Raw genomic sequence first — 2,112 nt, 5'->3', positions numbered from 1 at the left:
GTACGGGGGCCGCCACGCCGGCGGGCGGGGCGAACCCCGGCGCGCCCTGCGGCTCTTGGGCGGCGGGCTCCTCCTCGGCGACCTCGCCGCCGAAGTTCCGCAGCAGCGCGTCCAGCCCGCCGTCGAAGCCCTGCCCGACCGCGGCGAAGCGCCACACGTCCTTGAGGTAGGCGTCAGCGAGCATCACCGCGCGCTCGGTGCTGAACTCCGCGCCGGTGAAGGCGTACCGCGCGACCTCCTCGCCGCCCGCGACCAGCCGGATGTAGCCGGGTGAGATCTGCGACATCTGTCCGTCGCCGTCGATGGTGGCGGTGAAGGACAACTTCCTTACGGCGTCGGGGATCCGGTCGAGCGTGACCCGGAAGGACTCGGCGTCGCCGGCCTGCGCACCGAGGAGCTGGATCGACTCCTCGGGCGACTTCGGCTGGTTGAAGAACACGAAGTACCGGTCGTCCGAGAGCTGTTCGTCGGCGTCGAGCCCGAAGCAACTGATGTCGAACGTGAGGCCGGGAGCAGTGATCTGCACGCCGACGTAGAGATCCCTGCCGGCGGTCAGATCACTGATCTTGGCCTTGTGGCCACGTTGGAACTCCCTGGCCATGCGCGAACTTCCCCCACTCCGCTTGTTGTCCGCCCCGTCGCGCCGCTTCGTACGCGCCCGTCGTCCTTGTGCGTTGCGTCAGGCTAACGGCTCGCATCGAAACCGACCATCACCAGCCTGTACCGGACAAGTGCCGAGGCTGTCCCAGCGGGCGCTTACGGTCGTGCGCGGCGGCCGTGGGTGCGTACGACTGCGGGTGCCGTACGGCTGCTGACGGCGGCACGCGGGTGCACGACGGGGGCGGTGGGTACGACCGGCGTCGGTCAGTCCTCGCGCGGGCCGGGCGCGTGCGGCAGGCGGTCGACGGCGACGACACCTTCCAGGAAGCCGCGGGCGCGCTCGGTGCGCGGGTAGTTCTCCAGCAACTTCCAGAACTGCGGGCCGTGGCCCGGCACCAGCAAGTGCGCGAGTTCGTGCAGCAACACGTAGTCGATGACGTACTCGGGCATGCCCTGGAGGCGGTGGGACAGGCGGATGCTGCCCTCGGCCGGGGTGCACGACCCCCACCGGGAGTTCTGGTTGGTGACCCAGCGTACGGTGTCGGGTACGGCCCGGGCATGCAGATACTGCTCGGAGAGACGCTCGGCGCGAGCGGCCAGTTCGTCGTCACCGGGCATCCGGCGACTCTCCTGCGCGGCGAGCTTCTCCAGCATCACCGTCACCCAGCGCTGCTCCTCGGCGGCGGACATCCGGGCCGGCAGGAGAACGATCGTACGATCGCCGTCTCGATAGGCGGACACCGTACGGCGGCGACGGGCGCTGCGACGCACCTCCACCGGCCCCGTCATGGCCGGCCCGCCTGGCCCACCTGGCTCGCTCGGCTCGCCCGCCCGGGTGCCGCGGGCAGGCTGGTCTGCGATGTCATGGGCAGGATCGGCGGACACATCTCGACGTTACCCGCTGTACGTGGGGGAAGTCCCGCCCCCGGGCCGGTTGCCGCGGGAATCACCTCGCTTTGTACGCATCTTGAACGACTATCCCTCACAGCCTGTGGATAACTTCGCCGGGCCGGTGAGTTTTTCGGGCATGGTGGGAGATGTCAGTCACTGAGAGTGATTGTTCGAGTCGGTAGCGGTATGTCCGGGTGGGCTTTGGAACGGGCGCGGTGGCGCGCCCGGGTGTGCCCGGATGCGCCCGGCAGACGGAGGAGGGCGGAGCCATGCGGCTGATGTTGAAGAGTGCGCTGCGCAGGAGCTGGCGGGACCGGGAGTGCGTGCAGTTCGGGGTGGACCCGGAGCGTGCGGTGATGCTGGAGCCGGTGGACGGTCCGTCGGCCGGCTTCCTGTCGCTGCTGGACGGCACCCGGAGCGCCGACGTGCTGGCCCGCGAGGCGGAGTCGCTCGGCCTCGGGCCCGACCGGGTCCGTCGCCTGCTGGGCCTGCTGGCGGAGGGCGGCGTGCTGGACGACGCCTCGGCGCACTCTGATCTGTCCGGGGCGCTGCGGCACCGCACGGACATGCTGGACCGGCTGCGTCCGGACCTCGCGGCCCTGTCGGTGGTGCACCCCGGCC

Annotated in this window: 2 protein-coding genes and 1 pseudogene; 1 reads left to right on the top strand and 2 read right to left on the bottom strand. The window is 70.5% G+C overall.

Translation table 11 applies throughout. The annotated features are described in order from the left end of the window. Both AC13HU_RS36180 and AC13HU_RS36175 read right to left on the bottom strand, forming a co-directional pair. On the bottom strand, positions 1-601 hold a 601-nt coding region (locus AC13HU_RS36180; RefSeq protein WP_483046236.1), incomplete at its 3' end, for a TerD family protein. A 263-nt stretch (positions 602-864) separates the two neighbouring features. Next, entirely contained in the window at positions 865-1,485 is a 621-nt protein-coding gene (locus AC13HU_RS36175) for a M48 metallopeptidase family protein (RefSeq protein WP_483046235.1), read from the bottom strand. 275 nt (positions 1,486-1,760) lie between these two features. On the opposite strand from AC13HU_RS36175, the pseudogene AC13HU_RS36170 reads away from it, so the two are divergent. Then, positions 1,761-2,112, top strand: a pseudogene (locus AC13HU_RS36170) (ThiF family adenylyltransferase); the annotation flags it as partial.

Source organism: Streptomyces sp. NH27 (assembly GCF_056859195.1).
Note: the sequence above shows the minus strand (reverse complement) of the source record. Positions and strands in the feature narration are given on the sequence as shown.